Here is a 22880-nt window from a genome sequence, read left to right on the forward strand (position 1 = left end):
GCACTGGCCGCGTCCCGCCCTTTACCCGGTCATGCGGTGAGAGCGCCGAGGTGGGTTTCCCACGTGATCTCGTCATTGTGCGAGTGGGTGAAGCCGATCGAACGTTCGAAATCGACGCAGGCCTTGGTGCGGAAAGCGACGATATAGGTGCGGCGCCAGCGGTCGGGCGAGGAATTTCCGCCCGAGCCGTGGACGATCAGTTCGTCGTGCACGGTAATGTCGCCGCGCTTCAGCGGCAGCTCGACCACTTCGTCCTCGGCGGCGAGCGTAACGCTGAGGATGTGCGACTTGCTGCGATCGTCGCCCATCAGCGGACGGTGCGGGCGCAGGCCCTGCTTCTGCGATCCGGGTACGACCTTGAGGCAGCCGTTTTCGGCATCGGCATCGTCGAGCGCGAGGCTGCAGGTGGCGGTGAGCGGCTCGGGCGTCCCGGTCGGCCAGTAGCCGAGGTCCTGGTGCATGGTGAACACAGCGTCGGGCTTGGCCGGGCGCTTGGCGAGGAACTGGTCGTAATCGAGTGTGGCAGTCTCGCCCAGAAGCTGGCGCGCGATCGAGGCCGCGCGTGCCTCGTAAAGGTTGCCGCGCAGCGTGGGTTCATAGCGACGCGGTAGAACGGCGTTGACGAGACTGAAGTCCTCGAACTTACGCTCATAGGGGCCGGACATGTCGCAGAAGTCCTTGCCCATGCCGGGGACCTGGCCGGTGACGAAGCGTTCGAACTCGGCCTCGAGCGGGGCAAGCTCCTCCTCGGTCATCACACCGCGCAGGGTGACGTAGCCCGCGCGATGGAACTGCGCGATCTCCTCCTCGGTCAGAATGTAGTCGCGGCCTTGGCGGCCATAAGGCTGGGTCATCGTTTGCAGCATCCTCATCAGGGCACGTGCCGACAGGGCCGCGCCGTGGTTGACGTGAACCGTTTAATCAGTGATTAGATTGTGTTCAACCGAAAAGGTTGGCGCGGGGCATGGGAGTGACAGCCCCGCGAGGTCGGGGGAACCCTGTGGGGGATGAGTGGTTGTGCTTCTGCAATCGGGGGCCCATAGGCTGGTGATGCCGGAAACACATGTGATCGTAGCCATTGCCTGGGCCATCGTGCTCGGCGGACTGGGCGGAGTGCTGACCAAAATCGGCGCGTGGTATCGCAATTTGCGCAAGCCTCCATGGCAGCCGCCCGACTGGCTGTTCGGTCCGGCATGGACGGTGATCCTTGGGGCAGCCGCATGGGCCATGGTGCTGAGCTGGGAAGGCGCGGGCGATGACTGGGGGCGGCGCGTGATCGTGATGCTCTATGCCGCCAACTTCGTGTTCCACTTCCTGTGGTCGCCGCTGTTCTTCACGCTCAGGCGGCCGGACTGGGCGCTGGTCGAGGTGGTGCCGCTGTGGCTCTCGGTCTTCGCGCTGTGCGTTATGCTGCGGCCGTTCTCGGTGCAGGCGAGCTGGCTGATCGTGCCCTACCTCGTCTGGGTGAGCTTTGCCGCCTGCCTCAATATCGCCATCGTGCGCCTCAACGGGCCGTTCCCGACGAAAGAACCCGCACCGCATGAGCGTGAGGGAAATCTTCGCGAGGTGTGAAGTCCCGCACATTCTTCCGGGCCGTGTGGCGCTACCAAGCCCATGCGACCCGAAGGGCTCTGCCAGTCAGAGTTCCTCAACTTCAAAGGGGCGGCGCGTTAGATCGCGCCGCCCCCTTTTTTGTCCGGGAACCTGCGTCTCTGCGAGAAACATCCTGCAGTGCGATGCCGCTCGACTTTCAGGCGTTCCTTGACAACACCGAGGTCCCCGCCTTCGCGGGGACGCAGCGTGTCAGTAGGAGCCCTGCTTTCGGATCAGGGCGATTTCGGCTTCGGTCAGGTCGCGGATCATGACGTTGCGCATCAGGACTTCGGCGGCTTCGAATTCGAGGGCGATGCGCCCACGGGTCAGCGGCTCGCCCTTGCGGTCGATCATGCGGAACAGGGTGTTGACGATGCGGCCGTTGACGAGCTGCGCGGCCTGGTCGCCGAAGACGACGAGGTCGACGGTGTTCCAGTCGTCGATGCGTTCGTAAGTGCCGGCGTGGCGGTGCCATTGGCGGGCGATGCCGCCGGCATTTATCGGTTCGGCATAGTCGGTGGGCAGGCCGGGGAAGTAGTTGGGCCAGAGCGGCGTGCCGCCGAGCAGCGGGCCTTGCAGGGCCCTGGTGTTGACCATGATCGCATCGCCGATGTCGCCCTCTTCGAACTGGAATTCGACGCAATCGGGGAAGAGGCGGTCAAGCTCGGGGGCCATGTGATAGAGCAGGCCGGAATTGCGGCGCTGCCACCCGCGCGGGGCGAAGCGGCGCTCGCCGAAGCGGAAGTCCATGCGCAGGTGGTAGTTGGCGTGTGTGCCGGTCGTGGCGATGTGGCCGAAGCTGGCCTTATCGGGGCCGGTAAAGCTGCTGCCCAGCATGTGCAGCACGCCTTTTTCGATGCGGATGGCGTTGTGCGCATCGCGGTTGCCTTCGCCGTCCTGGTAGATCGTCCAGCCATCGAGGTTGCGGCCATTGAACAGGGCGCGCCATGGGGAAGGCGTTGCAGGAATGCGGGCGATGGCGGGGAGGGCGGTTGTTGCTGCTGCTACGGCTAGGCCCTGCAGCATGGTGCGGCGGTTTGGCATTTGCGCTCCGTCCCTTGCGTTCCGTAACAACACCGGCGTCCCCGCTTTCGCGGGGACGCCGGGTTCGGGAATCAGGCGGCGAGTGCGAGGTCCTTGGTGTCCTTGGTGGTGGGCACGAAGGGCAGGTAGGAGACGCGGTTGCGCACGGCAAAAGTGATCGTGTGGGTGCCAGCGGAAAGGCCGCCGTTCAGCACGATGATCTGCGCCTTTTCGCCGAAGTTCCAGCGGTCGTCATAGACCGTTTCCATTTCGTCGAGCGTGTAGGTCTTGCCGCGCACGCTGAAGCGCACCGATTCTCGCGGCTGGACTTCGCCATCGACGGTGACCTGGATGTCCTCGATCATCGAAAGACCAAGGCCGCGGTAGTAGGGCAGGCGCCCGAGGAAGGAAAAGCCACCCTCCACGGACTGGAGGCTGCCCTCGACGATCATCTTGTTGTCCATCATGGGAAGGCTCTCCTTATTCTGCGGCTTCGCGGGTGGCTTCGGCGTCAGCCGATGCGGTGGGCGAGGTCTTGATCGTGGGGACTTCGGCTTCGCCCAGCAGGCGGGCGAGCATGACCTGCTGGCGGCGGACCTGTTCGACCGAGTCTGGCTCCTGCGCATCCTCGATCCAGCGGTTGCCTTCGTATTCCGAGCAGATGTAGCCTTCGTAGCCGCCCTGCTTGAGGACTTCGACGATCTTGTCGTAGGGGATCGAGGGCTCCACGTAGTCCTCGTCCATCTGGTAGAACTTGCCGTGGATGTTGTGGATGCGCGGCATGTAGTCGAGCATGCGCTTGGGTTCGAAAGCGGCGTTGTGGCGCAGCGTTTCGGCCATGGCGATGGCAGGGCCGGTGCCGCCCATCTGCTGCACGTCGAGGATGACGTATTCCGAAAGGACGCGGTCCTCGTAGGCCTTTTCGACGTAGTCGGCGATGTTCTGCGGCACGCCGATGCGGAGGAACTTTTCCTTCCACACGGGCGGGAACCTGAACAGGAACATGCCCATGTCGGGCAGGAAGCCGAGTGCGTCGGAGCCCGACTTCTCGAAGGCTTCAGCGTGGCGGATGATCCACGGATGATCGAAGTGCAGCGGGGCGTGGACCTCGATCAGGATCTTGAGCCCATGTTCTTCAGCGTAAGGCGCGGCGGCGACGAGCACTTCGGGGGCGATCGATACGAGCGCGCGGATGTACTTCATGCCGAGGCGGGCACCGAATTCGATGTCCTTCTTCACGCTGGCGACCTGCTCGTCGAAGGGCATCGGGCGGCCCTTGTAACGCTTGTAGTCGAGCATGAAGTCGTGGCTGACGGGGGTGCAGTCGTACTGCTTGATCAGGCGGTGCCAGTTTTCGACATCGGCATCGGCCGCGCCATATTCGGGCCAGCCCCAGAAGGTCTGCTCGCCGATGATCTCGATGCCCTTGGCGCCGAGTTCCGCGCTGGTGCGGATGCAGTCCTCGAGGGTCATCTTACCCTGGAAGGTCTCGTTCTGGTAGGAATAGAGGCTCACGCCCCTCTTGATCTTCGACACACGTCACCTCTTGGCGGGGGTTCTTGCGGATAGCCGGGCACAGGCTGCGGTTCGGTTCAGTGCCGAGTTTACAGGTCGGACAGGGCTGGGGTTCGGGCCATTGCGGGCCGGATGCCTCTCGCTCTCTCCTGGGGTCTGGCGCCCTCTATTGGAATAGATATTCTACTAATTCAACCTCGCCGTCAAGGCCTGTCAATCGCCGCTTGACCCCATTTTAGAATCAACATACTTGTTTTGGTACCGGGCAGCAGCGAGCGCGAAGACGTGCCGCGACAGGAGCTGCCAATGGGAGAGCGACATGACAATTCATCACTTGCGCAAGGGCATGCTGGCGATCGGTGCGGCCACTCTGGGACTGGCAACGCCGGTGCTGGCCAAGGACGACGTTTCTGCCGAGATCGCCGCGCTCAGGGCTGAAGTCTCGCAGCTCAGGGCCACGGCCCAGTCTGCGCGCGACCGGGGGGATATCCAGAACCTGTTCTCGCGCTACATGTATCTGCACAACGCCTTTCACGATCCCGAGATCATTCCGCTCTGGGCGAAGAAGGGCACGCCCGGCATACGCGCGCAGTATTCGAACAACGGGGTCTATACTTCCTGGGAATCGATCACCGGCTATCACGCGCAGCGGCCCAATCCGGCGGGCAAGCTGATCTTCCACTACCTCGCCTCGCCGCTGATCGAGGTGGCGGCCGATGGGCAGACCGCCAAGGGCCTGTTCGTTATGGCGGGCGTGGAATCCGGGCTGACCGATCCCGAGGCGGCGAAGAAGGCGCCCGACTTCATGTACGTCAAGGACCTGATGATCGACGGCAAGCGCGTGTGGATGCACGAGATCATGGTCAAGTACGGCGTCGACTTCATCCGCCAGGACGGGCAGTGGAAGATCTGGCACCTGCATTGCTACGAAGTGGCGCGTTCGCCCCATGGCATGGGCTGGATTCCCTTTGCCGCCAAATCGCAGGACAACCCCTTTGCCGATGACCTGATGTACTTCGGCGAGGACGGAAAGCCGGTGCTGATGCCCAAGCCAGATGCGCCGGTGACCATGCGCAACAATCCCTATCGTACCGACACCGGCCAGACTTTGGATGCGCCGCCGCCGGTGCCCTATCGCACGATGAGCGAAACCTTCGAATATTGAGGCCGGACATGATGCGGAACCTTGCCGTCGCCGGGGCGCTGGCCCTTTCCTTCGCCGCGCAGGCAGGGCTTGCGCGGACAGTCGTCCCGACCAGCGGCGGCGCGGTTCGCGGGGTGGTGAAGGGGGATGCGGAGGCGTTCCTCGGCATCCCCTATGCTGCGCCTCCAGTGGGAGCCGACCGCTGGCGCGAGCCGCAGCCTGCGCCGGTCTGGCAGGGCGTGCGCGACGGATCGGCGTTCGGGGCTGTGTGCCAGCAGGGCGTGCCCGCGCCGTGGGGGCCGTACACCGCTGAATTCCTTGCCGCCCCGCCGATGAGCGAGGACTGCCTGACGCTCAACGTGTGGCGCCCTAAGAGCGCAGCCACGAAGAAGCTGCCGGTGTTGGTCTTCATCCACGGCGGCGGCTTCGGTGGCGGTGCGGGCAGCCTGCCGATCTATGATGGCGCGAAGTTGGCGGCGAAGGGCGCCGTGGTGGTGACGATCAACTACCGCGTTGGCGTGCTGGGCTTCATGGCCCATCCCGCGCTCACCGCGGAATCGCCGCTCGGTTCATCCGGCAACTACGGGCTGCTTGACCAGATCGCCGCGCTGAAATGGGTGCGGGCCAATGCCGGCAAGTTTGGCGGCGATGCTGGCAACGTGACCGTCTCGGGCGAGAGCGCGGGCGCGGCATCGGTGGCGGACCTGATGGTCTCGCCACTCGCCAAGGGCCTGTTCGACAAGGCCATCGCCTTCAGCGGGGCGAGCATGGCGGTGGACGTGCCGCCCCTGAAGCAGAACGAGCAGATCGGCAGCGACCTTGCGGCCAAGCTCGACAAGGCGAGCATTGCCGACATGCGCGCGGAGCCCGCCGAGGCGCTTGTCGAGGCGACGCGTTATGTTCCCGGCGCCAGCAGCGGGCCGCCGCGGCTGATGTTCGTGCCCAATGTCGATGGCAAGGTGGTGCCGTTCGATCCGATCCGCGCAAGCGGCCCTGTGGCGAGCCCGGTGCCGCTGATCTCGGGCTACAACAGCGCGGAGATGATCGACCCCTCGGTGCGCACGCCTGCGCAGTTCGAAGCGGCGGTGCGGGCGCGCTATGGTGCTTCTGCCGAGCGTCTGCTGGCGCTTTACCCGCACGCGACGGACGCCGAGGCGGTGGCATCGAACACGCTGATCGCGCGGGATCGCTACATGGCGGGGCTGCTGCTCTGGGCGCGCGAGCGCACGCGGACGGCGCAGCAGCCGGTCTTCGCATATCTCTATGACCATGCCTATCCGGCGGTGAACGGCGGGCAATCGTGGGGGGCCTTCCATTCCTCGCAGCTGCCCTATGTGTTCGGCAATATCGGCATCGGCGAACGGGCGTGGAAGCCTGCAGACGATCGCGTTGTCCGGCAATGGCAGGACCGTCTGCTGGCATTCATGCGCAGTGGGGTTCCGGGCAAAGGCTGGGCGAAGGTGTCGAAGACCGGCGCGACGGTGATGGGGCTGGGCGACCGCGAAGGGATGCGCCCCGCCGTGTCCTCGCCCGAACGCTTCGAGGCCTTCTGCGCCTATGCAGCAAGCGGGGGCAAGCTCGGCCTGATGTGAGCGCCACTCGTCCGGGGGTGCGCGATTTATCGCTATGGGTCGTGCCGTTAATGGCAATGGACGCGTGCACCCCCGCCCGATAGTCCCGCGCCAATGGCAAAAGGGGCGCGAATTCTATTGGGCCTGAGTGGGCTGCTCGCAGCGTCGAGCCTGCTGCTGTCCGCGCAATCCGGGGCTGAGCCTGCGGCTGCTGCACCTGACGCCTTGGCGCAGAGCCGCGCCGCCATGGTCGAGCCGATGCTCGATAAGTTCTGTTCGCGCTGCCACAACGATTTCGATCATGTCGCCGGGCTTTCGGTGGCGGATCTCAAGGCTTCGGACCTTGCAGATGGCCGCAATGCGGAAGCCTGGGAGAAGATCCTGCGCCGCATGGCGACGGGTGAGATGCCGCCCCATTCCAAGCCGCAGCCGGAATTGGCCCAGCGCGCCGCCGTGGTCGAATGGCTCGACAGCGCGCGGGCGCAATATGTGGCGGCGCATCCCGATCCCGGCCGCAGCGCGGTGCGACGGTTGAACCGCACCGAGTATGCCAATGCGGTGCGCGATCTGCTCGGCGTCGAGGCGGATCTTGCCCGCGCCTTGCCGCCGGACAATTCGGGCTTCGGGTTCGATAACATCGCCGATGTGCTCAGCGTCTCGCCCACGCTGATGGAGCGCTATGTCGCGGTGGCGGGCAAGGTGGCGCGGATGGCGACCGGGCTGGTGCCGACGCGGCCTTTCGTGACGACATGGCAGGTGCCCAAGGACGGCTCGGTGATGAACGGCGGGGTTCCGGCCTACAACGAGCGCGCCGTCGATGCGTTCGGCGCGGGCGACCTGCCGCTGGCCTCGCGCGGGGGTACGGCGGTGCGCTATGTCGCGCGGGCCGATGGGCTTTACGATATCGTCGCGTGGCTGAACTCGAACACCAATAACGAGACCGACCGGCTGGTCGAGGACCGCTATTCGCTGCGCGTGGGGTTGAGCGCGGGCGAGCATCGCATCGGCGTATCGTTCCGCCGCCAGACCTGGCCGGACGAGAGCGTGCAGACCTTGCGCAACAACACCGACTACGTGCCGCTGCCGCTCGACACGCCGAAGCTCCTGCCAATGGACGTGTGGGTGGATGGCAAGCGGGCGGGCACGGTGCAGGTGCCTTCGTGGCGGATGCACCCGCGCTATTCGCAGCGCAATTTCCCGCGCGACGTGCTGCAGCTGGACGTGGCGGGGCCTTTTGATGCGAAGGGCGGACCGCCACGAACTCCGGGGCTTTTCCAATGCCGTCCGCGCAATGCGGCGGAGGAAGGGCCTTGTGCTCAGACTATCGTCTCCGCGCTGGCGCGGCGGGCGTGGCGCAGGCCGGTGACGGCGGCGGATGTTGCGCCCTTGCTGCGCATCTATGGCGCGGCGCGGGCGGGGAGCAGTTTCGAGCAGGGCATCGAGGCGGCGGTTGAGGCGATCCTGGTATCGCCGCAGTTCCTGTTCGTGGTGGAAAGCCCGCCCCCTGCAGGGATTGCGGGTGCGGCCTATGGCGTGTCGGACCTCGATCTCGCCACGCGGCTCGCGCTGTTCCTGTGGAGTTCGATCCCCGACGAGCGGCTGCTGGCGCTGGCCGAGCAGGGGCGCCTGCGCTCCCCCGGCGTGCTCGATGCAGAGATTGCGCGGATGCTGGCCGATCCCAAGGCGCAGGCGCTGACCGACAACTTTGCCGGGCAGTGGCTCTATTTGCGCAACCTTGAACAGCAGCGCCCGGACATCACCGAGTTTCCCGATTTCGACACCCGGTTGCGCAGCGCGATGGCGACCGAGACGAAGATGTTCTTCGCCTATGTCATGGGCGCGAACCGGCCCGTGACCGATTTCATCCGCGCCGATTATACCTTCCTCAACCAGCGGCTGGCGCGGCATTATGGCATCGCGGGCGTCAGCGGCACGGCGTTTCGCAAGGTGGCGCTGGACCCTGCAACCACGCGCGGCGGGCTGCTCGGGCAGGCGAGCATCCTGACGGTGACCTCCTATGGCAACCACACTTCCGTGGTGAAGCGGGGCAAGTGGGTGCTCGACAACATGCTCGCCTCGCCGCCGCCCCCGCCGCCGCCCGATGTGCCCGCGCTGAAGGCCGAGCATGACGGGCGCAAGCTGACCGCGCGCCAGCAGCTGGAACTGCATCGCGCCAACCCGACCTGCGCCGCCTGCCACGCCAAGATGGACCCGCTCGGCTTTGCGCTCGAGAACTTCGACGCGGTGGGCGCCTGGCGCACGGTCGATGCGGGGCAGGACATCGACAATACCGCCGTGCTGCCCGATGGCCGCGCGATTGCCGGGTTCAGCGGGCTGCAGCAGGTGCTGATGGAGCGGCGCGACGAGTTTGCGCAGGCCTTTACCGAGCGGCTGATGACCTATGCCCTCGCGCGCGGGCTGGGGCCGCAGGACATGCCCGCCGTCCGCGCCATCGCGCGCAAGGCGGCGCAGGAGGACTATCGCGTGCAGACTATCGTGCGGGGGATCGTGACCAGTCCGGCGTTCACCATGCGGCGGGCTCCGGGGCTGAAAGTGGCGCAGGTGCAGCGATGATCGTGCGCCGCGCCCCTCTTTCGCGCCGCACCGTGTTGCGCGGGGCTGGCACGATGCTGGCACTGCCGTTCCTCGAAGCGATGATGCCGAGCGCGAAGGCCGCGGACATTGCGCAGCGGCCCAAGCGGTTGCAGGTGTTCTATACGCCCAACGGCATGACCATGGCGGAGTACCGGCCCGTGGGGACGGGGGCCGATTTCACGCTGCCGCAGACGCTTGCGCCTTTGGAGCCGCATCGCAAGGACTTGCTGTTCGTGACAGGGCTGGGCCATCCGCAGGCGGCGGCTTTCGGGGATCGACCGGCGGGGCATGGGCGGTCCTGTCCGGCGTTCCTGACCGGCGCGCATGCCAAGCAGACCGAGGGGCCGGACATTCGCTGCGGCGTGTCGATGGATCAGGTGTTCGCCGCGCATCTGGGAGAGGCGACGCAGCTCCCCTCGCTCGAACTGGGCATCGATCAGGCGAGCCTGCTCGGCAGTTGCGACATCAACTATTCCTGCGCCTATACCAACGGCATCTCGTGGGCCACGCCGACGGTGCCGCTGCCGGTAACCGCCAATCCGCGCGACGTGTTCGAGCGCCTGTTCGGCGATGGCGAGGCGCTGGACGAGACGAGCCGACTGGCGCAGCTGCGGCGGCAGAGCTCGATCCTCGATTTCGTGCGCGAGGATGCGGCGCGGCTCTCGGGCGCGCTGGGCATGGAGGACCGGCACAAGCTGGATGAGTACCTCGACGCCACCCGCGCGATCGAGAAGCGCATCCAGCGGGCGCAGGGGACTCCGGTGGCGCAGCAGGGAACTTCCATGCAGGCGCCGGCGGGCATTCCCGATGACTTTGCGACCCACGTGAAGCTGATGATCGACCTGCAGGTGCTGGCGCTGCAGGCGGACCTGACGCGGGTCGGCACGTTCATGATCGGGCGGGAGATTTCGAACCGGACATATCCTGAAATCGGCGTGCCGGATTCGCACCACATGCTCAGCCATCACGGCAAGAACCCGGACAAGATGGCCAAGCTGGCGCTGATCAACCGCTATCACATGACCTTCTTCGCCTACATGCTGCAGCGGCTGAAGGAAGTGTGCGACGGCGAAGGGTCGCTGCTCGATACCATGCTGGTGTTGCGCGGATCGGCGTTCGGGGATTCGAACGACCACGATTTCATGGACTTGCCGGTGATCGTGGGCGGCGGGCTGGTCTCGGGCGGGCGGCACCTGACAGTGGCGCAGGGGACCTCGATGTCGGACTTGATGCTGGCCGGGCTGAACCTGCTGGGCGTTTCGGCAACCAAGTTCGGGGATAGCAGCGGACCGCTCAAAGGGCTGGCCGATGCTTGAGCTTGTCGCAGCCTTGCTGCTCGCGGGCGCTTCGCCGGTGGCCGAGGCTATCGCGGCGGACGATGCGGCGGCCTTGCAGGCGGCGCTGGCGGGCGGGGCCGATGCCAATGCGCCGCTCGACTATGGCGAGCCTGCGCTTGGCCGTGCGGTCGAGGTGCAGGACCCGGCGCTGGTCACGCTGCTGCTGGGCGCGGGGGCCAGGCCGAACCTTGCCGACGCCAATGGCCTGACGCCGCTGGCGCTGGCCTGCGAGCGGGGGAATCCGGCGATTGTCTCGGCGCTGCTTGCTGCCGGGGCCGATCCGCGCAAGGCGGGGGCGGAAGGGGCCTTGCCCTTGTCGCTCTGCGCGCGGTTTGCGCCTGCGGAGACGGTGGCGGCGCTGCTCGCCAAGGGGGCCAAGGCCGATGCGCCCGACCCGCGCGGACAGACGCCGCTGATGTGGGCGGCCTCGGCGGGCAAGGCCGATGCGGTGGCGATGCTGGTCAAGGCCGGGGCCAAGGTCAACCGGGTGACTCCGGGCGGATTTACGCCGCTGTTCTTTGCCATCGCGGGCGGAAATGCCGATGCCGTGGCGGTGCTGGTCGATGCAGGCGCGGACCTTGGCCATCGCGGGCCGGAGAATACGAGCGCGCTGCAGCTTGCGCTTTACCAGAAGAACTGGGCGGCGGCGCGGTTGCTGCTGGCGCGGCGGGGCTGGGATCTTGGCGAGATCGACCGCAATGGCAATCGCCCGCTCCATGTTGCCGCCGCGGCCGGGCAGGGGGCGCTGGTGGCGGCGCTGCTCGAAAAAGGCGCCGATGCCAATGGCTTGACCGGGCCATCGCGGATCACCTGGGTGACCGAGGCGAACTTCGGCGTGGCCCCTCCGCCCAAGTCTCCAACTCCCCCCCTACTCTCCGGGGCAGAAGGGGGGCAGAGCGGGGTCATGCGGCAACTCGTCGAGGCAGGAGCACAGCAGGACGTGGTGCTGAGCGATGGCACCAATGTGCTCCTCGCGGCGGCTTCGAGCCACAGCCCGGAGGCGCTGGAATATGCCCTGACCCTTAGCCCCGATGTGAGCTTTGCCGACGCCAATGGCATGACTGCGCTGCACCGCGTGCTGGGCGGCGGGTGGCATCCGGGGCTTGAAGCCATGCTCCGCCTCCTCGCCGCCAAGGGTGCCCGCACTGACCTTGCCGACAAGTTCGGGCGCACCCCGGCGGCCATGGCCGAGGGCGGGCTTGCCACGGTGCGCGAGGTCTATGCCAAGGTCTTTCCCCAAATGCCGCCTTCCGCGCTGGCGCTGAAGCCGCTTTGATTTCATCTGCGTTCTATCGAGGATTCCGACCCATGATGCGCTCTGCTGTTCTCGCTCTTGTTCTTGTAGCCACCGGCGCCTCGCTCGCCGTCGCTGCTTCGCCCGCCGATACGATTGCGGCGCGGCAGGCGAACTTCAAGAAGATGGGCGGGGCGATGAAGGTCATCAAGGACGAGCTGGCGGGCGGGGCCGACAAGGCCAAGATGGTGGGCGCGGCCAAGACCATCGCCGCCGTTGCCCGCGCGCAGGGTCCGCTGTTCCCCAAGGGCACCGGCCCCGGTGCGGGGGTGAAGACCGACGCTCTGCCCGCGATCTGGACCGACCGCGCGACGTTCGATGGCCATGCCAAGAAGCTGATCGCTGAGGCGGACAAGCTGGTGGCCGTGGCAGGCAGTGGCAATGCGGCGGCGGTGGGCGCGCAGTTCAAGGCGGTTGGCGGCACTTGCGGCGGATGCCACAAGGCGTTCCGGGCGGACGATTGATCCGGCGCAAAGGTAGGGGGCAGCACTTTGACAGAGGGCAAGGTTGGCGTGTGGGACGTGCCGGTGCGGTTGTTTCACTGGTCGTTGCTGGGGCTGTTCTGCTTTTCGTGGTGGAGCGGGGAGAACAATGAGATGGACTGGCACCGGCAGTCCGGTCTGCTGGTGCTTGCGCTGCTGCTGTTCCGGCTGTTCTGGGGCCTTGCCGGATCGCGCACCGCCCGGTTTGCGCAGTTCCTGAAAGGCCCGGGCGAGGTCATCGCCTATGCGCGCAAGGCGGGCGACGAGCATCCCACCGACGGGCACAATCCGCTGGGCGGGTGGAGCGTGGCGGCGCTGCTGCTGGTGCTGCTGACGCTGGTTGGCGCAGGGCTGTTCGCGGTCGATGTCGACGGGTTGGAATCGGGGCCGCTGGCTGATTACATCAGCTTCGATGCGGGGCGGCAGGCTTCGGAAATTCACGAAATCGCGTTCAAGGCCGCGCTGGCGCTGATCGGGTTGCACGTCTGCGCGATCGGCTACTACCAGTTCCTCGTCGGGCGCGATCTGGTCAGCCCGATGATCACCGGCAAGCGCGAGCTGGCACCGGGCGAGAGCGCGGAAGGGGTGCGCTGGTCACCCGTGAGAGCGCTGATTGGCCTCGCGGTGATTGCCGCGCTGGTCTGGGCGGTGTCGAAGGGGTTTCACTTCTCGAGCGCTGGCGAGGTGTAGGACGGATCGTGCGCGAAAGGCAGTTCGCGGCCCTCGCGCAAGGCCTCCAGCACCTCGGCAAAGCCGGTCCTGCAACGGAAGCCAAGGCGGCGTTCGGCGTGTGATGCGTCGTAAACCCGGCCGATGCTGGGGGGTAGAGTCCAGCCCTTCGCTGCGTAGAGCGCTGCCGCATCGGGGAAGTGGCGGGCGATGACACTGCGCGCATCGGCTTTCAGCTCGCGCACCTCGCTGCGGCTGAACGGCGTGGGAGCGGACAGCACGAAGATGTCGAAGCCGAGATCGGGCGCGCTTTCAAGCGCGGCGATGTGCGCGTCGGCGGCGTCTTCCACCGTCAGGCGGCGGTTGAGCAGTTCGTTGGCCTTGAGGTTCTCGCCCGAAGGGGTGGCGTGGGTGTCATCGTCTTCGGGAAAGAAGCGCCCTGTGCGAAGGACCATGGAGGCAAGGCCGTGTTCGTGCGCGTAGAGGCGGCACAGGCCCTCGGCGGCGAGCTTGGTCACGCCGTAGATGTTGCGCGGGGCGAGCGGGCCGGTCTGTTCATCGAGCCAGACGGCCTCGCTGCCCGCCTCGTCACGCACCTGCTGGCTGATCATCAGCGAGGTGGTGGAGGTGAACACGAAACGGTCATGCCCTGCCGCCTTTGCTGCCTGCAGCAGGTTGAGCGTGCCGGTGACGTTGACGTCGATGAAAGTCTGTTCGCCGTAGCGGACGATGTCGGGCTTGTGCAGGGCGGCGGCGTGGATCACCGCGTCGACGCCTTGGGCGAAGGCCTGTTCGATCACGGCGCGGTCTGCCACCGAGCCGATGATCTGCGTTTCCGGACCTGCCGCGACGTCCAGCCCGAGGACCTTGTGGCCCTGTTGGCGAAGGCGGGGGGCGAGGGTGCGTCCGAGCCAGCCGGACGATCCGGTGAGCAGGACGCGCATCGCGCTCAGGCGAGGCGTTCGGGGACGGCTTGCGCTTCTTCGGCCAGCGTATCGGCGGTCATCACCGCTTCCCATGGGAAGACGAACCAGCGCTTGTCAGCCGCGCGGTCGATCACTTCGGCGGTGTAGTCGACCCGGGCCTGCGAGCGGCAGTTGTCCATCAGGACGGCGAAGCGCAGGTTCTCCTTGTTGCAGCCGAAGTCTGACAGGAGCTTGCGGATATAGACGATTGTGCCGCCGCTGTCGTTGATGTCGTCGACGAAGAGGAGGCGGGTGCCGTCAGCCGATTTGCCCGCGACCTTGCCCAGCAGCTCGTCGGCAAAGCCGGGAACTTTGGAGGAATGGTCGATCGAGAGCATCGGCACTTGCAGTTCGTGGCTGATATAGACCGCCGGGACGAGGCCGCCGCGCCCGATGCCGATGATGAAATCGGGCTTCCAGCTGTCTGCCGCGAGGGTCCGCGAAAGGCCGCGCACTTTGGCGAGGAAGTCCTCGTAAGCGATGTAGTTGAGCACCGGAGGGGCGGAATCGGTCATGTTCCGGACAATACCTTGGCAGATGTACGAGATTCGCGGGGTATCGCGTGAAGGGGTTGCGCGCAATTGCGGTTCCCACGTCTTTTTGGGTTCCGCTGGCGTTGGTCGATTGACCTTCGCGGGGGCGGCGCTGTGGGGCGTGTTTCTCGCAGAGACGCAGAGAAGAAAGGGAGACGCAGAGGTGTTGTGTCTGGCCGCAAGGCCACTCAGGTCTTTCAAGCTTCTGGCAGGAGGCAGCGTACCGAGCAGAAAGCGGCTTCGCCGCAAGCGCTGCTTCTTTGCGATCTCCCGTTCTTCTCTGCGTCTCTGCGAGAAACAGAAGGACGCGCAAGCCTCAGACCGGCAGGACCGGCGATCCGGGATAGGCCAACTGGCCGAAGGCCGCCTGCATTTCGCCCAGAACGATGTCTGCCGCATAAGTCGGGGGGCGGGCGGTGGCGGTGCACAGGGCGAGCGTCATCGGGCGCAGGACGGGGTCGGAAATGCGGGTGAAGGAGAGCAGGCCTGCGCGGACCTCGGTCATCACGTCCAATGAGGTGAGGATGCCGATGCCGACGCCCTGGAGCACCAGCGACGTGATCATCTGGATGTTGTTGCTGGTGGCTTTCTTGTCGAGCGTGGCGCGGGTGGTGCCTTCGAGCACGGCGATCTGCTGGTGGACCGCGAGTGCACTGGAGGGGATCACGACGGGTGAGCCGATGCAGGCGGAAAAGCGCGCTTCGGCCTGCTGGCCGAAGGGGTGGCCGGCGGGCGTGATGAAGCCGAGGTGCACGTCGACGAAGGCGCGTACGGTGATATCACGGAAGGATTCGGGATCGAAGAAGATGCCGAAATCGACCTCGTTGCTGGCGATCATGCGGCGGACCTGATCGTTGCCGGTGACTTTCACATCAATGGTGATGCCGGGGTAGCGGCTCTGGATCGACTGGATGGCGGCGGGAATCACGCCCTTGGCCAGTGCATCGATCACCGCGATTTCAACGTGGCCGCGCTTCAATCCGCGCAAGTCCTCGATCTGGGCGCGCACTTCGGAAAGGCTCTTCTGCCAGCGCCCGCCTGCGGCCATCATGATCTCGCCCGCCGAGGTCAGGCGCAGGCCGGTGGGCAGGCGCTCGAACAGGGGCATGCCGATCTCGGCCTCGACGTTGAGGATCTGCCGGTCGATCGCCGAGGCCGAAACGTTGAGCTCGTCTGCCGCCTTGCGGATCGAGCCGAGGCGGCCGACGGCGAGGAAATAGCGCAGGAAGCGGGAGAATGCTGGCACGACTGGGGGCTACCTATTTTTTGCAACGCTGTGTCGGATTCATTGCGTTTGTGTGCAAAGGGTCAAGTCCTTAACCACCGGCCATCGCATTTTTCGCGATGGAGGGTTCGCACAGATGGCAGGGGTCAAGACGGCAAGGGGCTGGCGTGCGCACATGCGCGGCGCAGCTGTCTTTGCCGTTCTGGCGCTCGGGTCTGCCCCGGCCTTTGCCGAACCGCTGCCGCTCGATCCGGCGCGCGAAGCGGCGGTTGCGGCGCTGATCGACAAGGCCAGGGCGAGCCCGCCAAGCTTGCGGGTGCTGCTGCGCCCGATGCCCAAGGGCGGCGATCTGCACAATCACCTTGGCGGCGCGATCTATGCCGAGGATTTCCTCGAATGGGCGGGCGACAAGGGGTTCTGCGTCAAGGCCGATGGCTTGGGCGTGGAGCCGCCGCCGTGTCCGCCTGAGCGCACGATTGCGCGATATTCGGTGGAGAACGAGTTCGGCTACGACCGGCTGGTCAATGCGATGTCGACGCGCGGCTGGCAGCGCGGGGTCGGGCGCAACGATGTGACCGGGCACAACCAGTTCTTCGGTGCCTTCAGCCGGTTCGGGCCGATTGCGGGCGAGAATGCCAAGATGCTGGTGGCGGCGCGGCGGATCGCTGCGGGCGACAATCTTTCCTACCTTGAGCTGGACCACAATACGACGACGCTGTCGGCCAGCTTTGCCGCAGCGCCGCAAGGAGCGCTGGACGAGGCGGGGCTGGCGGCGCGTTATGCGGCGGAGGTCAAGGCTCTGGCCCCGCTGATCCCGGCGGCGCGCAAGGAGCTGGATGCCGACGAGGCCGAGGCGGGCAAGGCGATGGCTTGCGGCACGGCAAAGGCCGAGCCGGGGTGCAAGGTGGCGGTGCATTACCTGTTCCAGGCCATGCGCGCGCTGCCGCCGACCTATGTCTATCGCTCGCTGATCCTTGGCTTTTTGATGGCCGAGGCAGATCCGCGCTTTGTCGGCGTGAACATCGTCATGCCCGAGGACGCCTATCCGGCGAGGCGCGATTACCGGCTGCACATGGCGATGATCCGCCTGCTTTCGGCCAAGCATCCGGGTGTGAAGCTGACGCTCCATGCGGGCGAGGTGACGCTGGGCCTCGTGCCGCCGCAGGACTTGCGCGACCATATTGCGCAGGCGGTGGCGGTGGGGGCCAAGCGCATCGGCCATGGCACCGGCATCGCGTTCGAGGACAAGGCCGAAGACACCATGGCGCAGATGGCGCGCGATGGCGTGGCGGTGGAGATCAACCTTTCGAGCAACGACGTGATCCTTGGCGTGAAGGGCGCGGACCATCCGCTCAACCTCTATCGCGCGCATGGCGTGCCGGTGGTGCTTTCGACCGACGATCAGGGCGTGCTGCGCTCTGACATGACCAACGAATACGTGCGCGCGGTGACCGAACAGGGGCTGGGCTATGCCGAGCTCAAGAAAATCGCGCGGGCCGGGCTGCACTACTCCTTCCTGCCGGGCGCGGCGCTGTGGGCCGATGTGGCGGGGCTGAAGCCGGTGGCGGCTTGTGCCGACCTTGCCGCGCCTGCTTGCACAAAGTTCCTGTCTGCAAACGAGAAAGCGCGGCTCCAGGCCGATCTCGAGCAGCGCTTTGCCGCTTACGAGACGGGGCGGCTGGCGCGGGCCACGAAGGAGAATTGAGCGCGCTGCCCTGCGGGACGGGCGCGGTGAGACAAGCAATGTGCGCGACTTGCGTATTCATCGCCGCGGCGCGGCATGATCGAAGGGACGACAGCACGAAAGAATGAGGGAGAGGCGCGGTTCAACCAGGCGACATCCGGGCTTCAAGGGGAAGCCGGAGCGCCAAAAAGCGTCCAGGGGGGTTAAAACAATGCAAGACCCGATCACACTCGAAAGCAATTCCCGTCTCAATCGTGGCCTGATGAAGGGCCTTGCCGCCCTGATGGCCTGCACCGCGCTGACCACGCCCGCCTTCGCGCAGGAAGCGGCCGATGCCGAGGAGCCGCCCAAGGAAGAGATCGTCGTCACCGGCTCGCTCAACGCGCTGCCGCTGAAGGACGTCGGCTCGATCTTTGGCTTCGACAAGAACCTGGTGGAAACGCCGCGTTCGGCCTCGTCGATCTCGAAGGAGCAGATGGAGCGCTTCGGCGTGACCGAGATCTACGATCTCGTGGCGCAGTCGCCCGGCACTTTCACCAACTCGTTCTTTGGCGTTGGCGGTGCGCTCGACATTCGCGGCACGCCCGGCGAAGTCTATTTCCGCGGCATCCGCCGTCTCGACAACCCCGGCAACTACCCGACGCCGATCGGCGCTTCGGACCGCATCGACATCGTGCGTGGGCCTGCCTCGCCGATCTATGGTCCGTCCAAGACCGGCGGCTACATGAACTTCGTGCCCAAGTCGGCGCGCGTGGCGGGCGGCAAGTACCTCGGCAGCCCCGAAGGCCAGCTGACCTTCACTACCGGCAGCTGGGACCGTGCGGTCCTTTCCGGCGAAGTGCGCGGGCCCGGCAAGATCGGCACGCAGGAGTTCGGCTACAACCTCTACGCCGAGGTCGAGAACTCGGGCAGCTACTATCGCAACATGAGCACGAAGCAGACGATCCTGCAGGCGGCGTTCGACACCGATCTGGCGCCCAACCTGCGGCTCGAGTTCGGCGGCATGTACCATGACTACAAGGGCCAGCAGAACGGCGGCTGGAACCGCCTGACGCAGGAGCTGGTCGACAACGGGACCTATATCACGGGCTCTGCGCAGCCGGTTGATACCGATGGCGACGGACAGATGTCGCAGGGCGAGATCAACGCGGTGATCCCCGGCGGCTTCTCGATCTTCGGCACCTTTGGCTGTGGCGGCGGTTCGCCGTTCGCCTCGGGCTTTACCGATGCGTGCTTTACCAACGCCTATCCGCAGCTGGCGCTGACCAATGTCGGCACGGCCAAGCTCGACCGTCGCAACACGCTGACCGGCCCGAACGACAAGCTCAACAACAAGGCCAAGACCGCCTATTTCGACCTGATCTTCGACGGCGGCAATGATCTCGAGATCAAGAACCAGTTCTTCTACGACGGCTACACCAACCTCAACGAAAACGCCTACGGCTTCTCGCAATTCCACGATTCGTGGGTGATCGAGGACCGCATCGTGATCTCCAAGTCGTTCACCAATGACATGGGCAAGTTCTCGTTCCAGGCCTCGCCGTCGATCCGCTACACCAAGTTCAAGCATGGCGACGACTTCAACTACGAGTACTTCCACCGCGTCGACCTGACCAAGGGCTACACGCCGCTGTCGGATCGCCTGCTCTCGACCGAGTGCGACTGCGACTACACCTCGTACAACCAGGGCCACTACACCGACCTTGGCGCGGCGTTCCTGACCGATCTCGATTTCAATTTCGGCCTCGGGATCACGGCGGGTGCGCGCTACGACCATATCTCGGTCACCACGGCGGACGTTGCCGCCAAGCTCGAGAACCCGGCCTCGGCAGGGCGGGCGAGCGACAGCAAGGGCGCATGGTCGTGGTCGGCCAGCGTCAACTACAAGACGCCGTTCGGCCTGATCCCCTACTTCACCGTATCGCGCCAGTCGACGGTGATCGCCGGGCAGGGCGCCGAGATCTATGTGGCCGACGTGACCGGCGGCACCTTCATCAGCGCGTCCAAGCTCTATGAAGGCGGCATCAAGGGATCGTTCCTCAACAACCGGCTCTATGCGGCCGTCTCTGCCTACAAGCAGACCCGCGTGGACCGCAACGCGCAGGCGATCGTCACCAACCAGGCGGTCGAGACGAAGGGCATCGAGGCCGAAATGCGCTGGTCGGTGGACCGGCACCTGCTGATCACCGCCAACTACACCAAGACCAAAGTCTACAACCTGACCGCGCTCGGCAATGGCGTGCTGTTCAGCTTCTTCGGCATCGAGGATCTCAAGAACGTCACCAACCCGGCGCTGCATCTTGGCGGCCAGCCGATCGGCCTCGTGCTGATCACCAACAAGGAACAGTCGCGCCGCGCCGGTATTCCGGAAGACCTCTACTCGGCCACCGCGACCTACTCGTTCGACAACGGCCTTGCCGTTGCGGGCAGCATCACGCGGGTGCCAGCGGTGTTCTCGGGCCAGTCGCAGGCGGTGCGTCTGCCAGCCTATACGCTGGTCGATGGCTCGCTTTCGTACACCACGGGTCCGTGGCTGCTGCGCGCGGTGGTCAAGAACGCCACCAATGCCAAGTACTTCCGCGCCAACTTCACCGAACTGTTCGGCAGCACCATCGCGCTGCCGGAACGTCCGCGCAGCTGGCAGGCTTCGGTCGTCTACAAGTTCTGACGACTGGTCTGAATGCGAGGGGCGGTTCTCTCCCGCCGCTCCTCGCAACCGGCGAATATTCCAAGGTATCCGACATCATGCGAACCATTGCGCGCCTCGCGCCCTTCGTTGCGGCTCTGATGGCCGGAGCGCCGCTTGCTCACGCGGCCCCTGTGGCGGACGCGGCGAGCGTGGCGGCAGTGCAGGCCTGCGTTCCGGCGCGGCCCTGCGCGGCGAAGCTGCCGGTGCGGGTGGTGGTCGTCACCATGTTCGAGATCGGCAAGGACAGTGGCGACAAGCCCGGCGAGTTCCAGCTGTGGAAGGAGCGGCGCGGGCTTTCGGTGACGCTGCCGTTCCCGCAAGGCTGGCACGATCTGGCCTATGACCCTGAGACCGGCGTGCTGGCGATCGTGACGGGGATGGGCTCGATCAAGTCTGCCACGGCGGCGCTGGCGGTGGGGATGGATGACCGGCTGGACCTTTCACAGGCCTACTGGCTGGTGGCGGGGATTGCCGGGATCGATCCCGAGGATGCCTCGGTGGGATCGGCGGCCTGGGCGCGCTACCTGATCGATGGCGACATCGCGCACGAGATCGATGCGCGCGAGATCCCGGCGGAGTGGAAGAGCGGCTACTTTGCGCTGCACAGCAAGGGGCCGATGGACCCGACGCCGCTGCCGCCCGACAACGGCGAGATGTTCGAGCTGAACCCTGCACTGCAGGACTGGGCCTTCGCGCTGACGAAGGACATGAAGCTGCCCGACGATCCGGCGATTGCCACCGCGCGCAAGGCGTTCACCGGCTACCCCAATGCGCAGAAACCGCCGTTCGTGCTTAAGGGCGACAATCTGGCGGCGATGACGTTCTGGCACGGCGCGAAGATGACGCAGTGGGCCAATGACTGGACGAAGTTCTGGACGCGGGGGCAGGGCGAGTTCGTGACCTCGGCGATGGAGGAGACGGGCACGTTCCAGTCGATCGAATATCTGACCCGTGTGGGCAGGGCCGACCGGGACCGGGTCATGGTCCTGCGCTCTGCCAGCAACTTCACCATGCCGCCGCCGGGGGTGGACCCGGCCAGCTACCTGCTGAGCGAGAACCAGGGCTATGCCGGGATGACCGCGGCGCTGGAGGCGCTCTACCTCGTTGGCGGCAAGGTGGTGGACGAGATCACCGGGCACTGGGATCGCTATGAGAAGGCACCGCCCAAGTGATGGGTGCCGTCTGACATGGCGCTGACGCTGATCCGCAACGCTGCCGTTGTCGTCGTGATGGACGATCCGGGCACCGAGATCGCGGGCGGGGCGGTGGCGATGCGCGACGGGGTGGTGCTGGCGGTGGGGACGACTGCTGAACTCGCACCGTTGGCGGGCCATGCCGATGTGATCATCGAGGCGGCGGGCTGTGTAGTGACGCCGGGGTTGGTCAACACGCACCACCATTTGTACCAGACGCTGACCCGCGCCTTGCCGGGTGCGACCGAGGCATCGCTGTTCGGCTGGCTCAAGCGGCTCTACCCGATCTGGGCGACTTACACGCCCGACGACGTGTTTGCCGCGACGCAACTGGGTTTGGCCGAGCTGGCGCTTTCGGGCTGCACGATGAGTTCGGATCACCTCTACCTGTTCCCGAACGGGGTGACGCTCGACGATACGATCCATGCCGCCGCGGGCATCGGCCTGCGCTTTCACGCCACGCGCGGGAGCATGAGCGTGGGCGAGAGTGCGGGCGGACTGCCGCCGGACTCGCTGGTCGAGCGCGAGGACGCGATCCTCAGCGATTGCGTGCGGGTGATCGACCGGTTCCATGACGCGTCTGACGGCGCGATGGTGCGGGTGGGGGTGGCACCGTGCTCGCCGTTCTCGGTCAGTCAGGGGCTGATGCGCGATGCGGCGCTGCTGGCGCGCGACAAGGGCGTGATGCTGCACACCCATCTGGCCGAAGATGCCGACGACGTGGCGTTCAGTCTGGAGCGGTTCGGGTGCAGGCCGGGGCAATATGCGCAAGAGCTGGGCTGGACCGGGCCGGACGTGTGGCATGCCCATTGCGTGCAGCTGGACATGCAAGAGATCAGCCTGTTTGCGCGGACCAAGACCGGGGTGGCGCATTGTCCGGGGTCTAATTGCCGGTTGGGATCGGGCGTCGCACCGGTGCGGGCGATGGTCGATGCAGGCGTGCCGGTGGGGCTGGGGGTTGATGGCTCTGCCTCGAACGATTCCGGCAATCTGCTGGGCGAGGCGCGGCAGGCCCTGCTGTTGCAGCGGGTGACGCATGGGGCGACGGCTTTTGCCACGCGCGAGGCTTTGCGGCTGGCGACGCGGGGCGGGGCGCAAGTGCTCGGAAGGCATGACCTTGGCAGTCTGGTGCCGGGCAAGCGCGCCGACATTGCGGTGTGGGACATGGGCACCGTCGCCTCTGCCGGGGCGTGGGATCTGGTGGCGGGGCTGGTGCTCGCGCCGCCTGCGGGGGTGCGCGACCTGTTCGTCGAAGGGCGCGCGGTGGTGCGTGATGGCGAGCTGGTGATGACGACGCGGGCGGCGGTCGTCACCGCTGCGCGCAAGTCGCTCGATCGCCTGATGGCACTGGCATAGGAAAGGGGATGG

Annotated in this window: 19 protein-coding genes; 12 read left to right on the forward strand and 7 right to left on the reverse strand. The window is 65.9% G+C overall.

Annotated features, from left to right (window positions below):
* Positions 1-29: 29 nt before the first annotated feature.
* Positions 30-872, reverse strand: a complete 843-nt coding sequence (locus ACZ1JX_RS18240) for a phytanoyl-CoA dioxygenase family protein (RefSeq protein ID WP_465126767.1) — start codon at positions 870-872, stop codon at positions 30-32.
* 178 nt (positions 873-1050) lie between these two features.
* Between ACZ1JX_RS18240 and ACZ1JX_RS18245 the strand changes: the two genes are divergently transcribed.
* A complete protein-coding gene (locus ACZ1JX_RS18245) occupies positions 1051-1572 on the forward strand; it encodes a TspO/MBR family protein (RefSeq protein WP_465126868.1) in 522 nt (173 codons plus the stop codon).
* Positions 1573-1803: 231 nt separating this feature from the next.
* Here ACZ1JX_RS18245 and ACZ1JX_RS18250 read toward each other — a convergent pair whose 3' ends face one another.
* The 3 genes from ACZ1JX_RS18250 to ACZ1JX_RS18260 all read right to left on the reverse strand — a co-directional run bounded on the left by ACZ1JX_RS18250 (position 1804) and on the right by ACZ1JX_RS18260 (position 4089).
* Positions 1804-2637 carry a 3-keto-disaccharide hydrolase gene (locus ACZ1JX_RS18250; RefSeq protein WP_465126768.1) on the reverse strand — a complete coding sequence of 278 codons (834 nt, stop codon included), beginning with the start codon at positions 2635-2637 and terminating at the stop codon, positions 1804-1806.
* 71 nt (positions 2638-2708) lie between these two features.
* Positions 2709-3083: a C-glycoside deglycosidase beta subunit domain-containing protein gene (locus ACZ1JX_RS18255; protein ID WP_465126769.1), complete on the reverse strand. Its 375-nt coding sequence runs from the start codon at positions 3081-3083 to the stop codon at positions 2709-2711.
* A 13-nt stretch (positions 3084-3096) separates the two neighbouring features.
* Positions 3097-4089, reverse strand: a complete 993-nt coding sequence (locus ACZ1JX_RS18260) for a sugar phosphate isomerase/epimerase family protein (RefSeq protein ID WP_465126869.1) — start codon at positions 4087-4089, stop codon at positions 3097-3099.
* 361 nt (positions 4090-4450) lie between these two features.
* Between ACZ1JX_RS18260 and ACZ1JX_RS18265 the strand changes: the two genes are divergently transcribed.
* The 7 genes from ACZ1JX_RS18265 to ACZ1JX_RS18295 all read left to right on the forward strand — a co-directional run bounded on the left by ACZ1JX_RS18265 (position 4451) and on the right by ACZ1JX_RS18295 (position 13244).
* Entirely contained in the window at positions 4451-5296 is an 846-nt protein-coding gene (locus tag ACZ1JX_RS18265) for a nuclear transport factor 2 family protein (RefSeq protein ID WP_465126770.1), read from the forward strand.
* 8 nt (positions 5297-5304) lie between these two features.
* A complete protein-coding gene (locus ACZ1JX_RS18270) occupies positions 5305-6867 on the forward strand; it encodes a carboxylesterase/lipase family protein (RefSeq protein ID WP_465126771.1) in 1563 nt (520 codons plus the stop codon).
* A gap of 93 nt (positions 6868-6960) precedes the next feature.
* Positions 6961-9420 (forward strand): DUF1592 domain-containing protein, encoded by a 2460-nt coding sequence (locus tag ACZ1JX_RS18275; RefSeq protein WP_465126772.1) that lies wholly within the window; start codon positions 6961-6963, stop codon positions 9418-9420.
* The gene (locus ACZ1JX_RS18280; RefSeq protein WP_465126773.1) at positions 9417-10757 is read left to right on the forward strand and encodes a DUF1552 domain-containing protein; all 1341 of its coding nucleotides are present in this window, start codon (positions 9417-9419) and stop codon (positions 10755-10757) included. Before ACZ1JX_RS18275 ends, ACZ1JX_RS18280 begins: the two co-directional genes overlap by 4 nt.
* On the forward strand, positions 10750-12054 hold the full coding sequence (locus ACZ1JX_RS18285; RefSeq protein WP_465126774.1) for an ankyrin repeat domain-containing protein: 1305 nt from the start codon (positions 10750-10752) through the stop codon (positions 12052-12054). The genes ACZ1JX_RS18280 and ACZ1JX_RS18285 overlap by 8 nt, the downstream gene beginning before the upstream one ends.
* Positions 12055-12086: 32 nt before the next feature.
* A complete protein-coding gene (locus ACZ1JX_RS18290) occupies positions 12087-12536 on the forward strand; it encodes a c-type cytochrome (protein ID WP_465126775.1) in 450 nt (149 codons plus the stop codon).
* Positions 12537-12563: 27 nt separating this feature from the next.
* The gene (locus ACZ1JX_RS18295) at positions 12564-13244 is read left to right on the forward strand and encodes a cytochrome b/b6 domain-containing protein (RefSeq protein ID WP_465126776.1); all 681 of its coding nucleotides are present in this window, start codon (positions 12564-12566) and stop codon (positions 13242-13244) included.
* Here ACZ1JX_RS18295 and ACZ1JX_RS18300 read toward each other — a convergent pair.
* The 3 genes from ACZ1JX_RS18300 to ACZ1JX_RS18310 form a co-directional block, all read right to left on the reverse strand.
* The gene (locus ACZ1JX_RS18300) at positions 13217-14167 is read right to left on the reverse strand and encodes an NAD-dependent epimerase/dehydratase family protein (RefSeq protein ID WP_465126777.1); all 951 of its coding nucleotides are present in this window, start codon (positions 14165-14167) and stop codon (positions 13217-13219) included. The two genes, ACZ1JX_RS18295 and ACZ1JX_RS18300, sit on opposite strands and share 28 nt — an antisense overlap.
* 5 nt (positions 14168-14172) lie before the next feature.
* Positions 14173-14703 (reverse strand): phosphoribosyltransferase, encoded by a 531-nt coding sequence (locus ACZ1JX_RS18305; RefSeq protein ID WP_465126778.1) that lies wholly within the window; start codon positions 14701-14703, stop codon positions 14173-14175.
* A gap of 334 nt (positions 14704-15037) precedes the next feature.
* Positions 15038-15967: a LysR family transcriptional regulator gene (locus ACZ1JX_RS18310; protein WP_465126779.1), complete on the reverse strand. Its 930-nt coding sequence runs from the start codon at positions 15965-15967 to the stop codon at positions 15038-15040.
* Positions 15968-16082: 115 nt separating this feature from the next.
* Between ACZ1JX_RS18310 and ACZ1JX_RS18315 the strand changes: the two genes are divergently transcribed.
* The 4 genes from ACZ1JX_RS18315 to ACZ1JX_RS18330 all read left to right on the forward strand — a co-directional run bounded on the left by ACZ1JX_RS18315 (position 16083) and on the right by ACZ1JX_RS18330 (position 22868).
* Positions 16083-17651 carry an adenosine deaminase family protein gene (locus ACZ1JX_RS18315; protein WP_465126780.1) on the forward strand — a complete coding sequence of 523 codons (1569 nt, stop codon included), beginning with the start codon at positions 16083-16085 and terminating at the stop codon, positions 17649-17651.
* Between the two features lie 241 nt (positions 17652-17892).
* Positions 17893-20298, forward strand: coding sequence for a TonB-dependent siderophore receptor (locus ACZ1JX_RS18320; protein ID WP_465126870.1), 2406 nt, complete (start codon positions 17893-17895; stop codon positions 20296-20298).
* A 77-nt stretch (positions 20299-20375) separates the two neighbouring features.
* Positions 20376-21491, forward strand: a complete 1116-nt coding sequence (locus ACZ1JX_RS18325; protein ID WP_465126781.1) for a purine nucleoside permease — start codon at positions 20376-20378, stop codon at positions 21489-21491.
* Positions 21492-21506: 15 nt separating this feature from the next.
* On the forward strand, positions 21507-22868 hold the full coding sequence (locus tag ACZ1JX_RS18330; protein ID WP_465126782.1) for an 8-oxoguanine deaminase: 1362 nt from the start codon (positions 21507-21509) through the stop codon (positions 22866-22868).
* The last annotated feature ends 12 nt before the right edge of the window (positions 22869-22880 follow it).

The organism is Novosphingobium sp. BL-A-41-Hi4A-0G (assembly GCF_055521735.1).